Raw genomic sequence first — 245 nt, forward strand, 5'->3', positions numbered from 1 at the left:
CCGGCGCCCGGCGCTCCCCCGGCGCCCGGCCCCGCACCGGTGTCCGGGCCCACGCCCGCACCGACCGTGCGGGCCGTGAACACCCCGTCTCCTGCTGCCCGTTCACTCACCGCTGCCGCTCCTCGTCCCGGTCCCCGCCGTCCATGCCCGTACGTCCCCGCTCCCGTGCCCCGCCGGCCCGCTGTCCTCGTACGACCACGTGCCCGTACGGCCTCCAGTCTGCGCCGCCCCGCGCCGTACCGGCA

The organism is Streptomyces nanshensis (assembly GCF_001751255.1).
Classification (GTDB): Bacteria; Actinomycetota; Actinomycetes; order Streptomycetales; family Streptomycetaceae; genus Streptomyces; species Streptomyces nanshensis_A.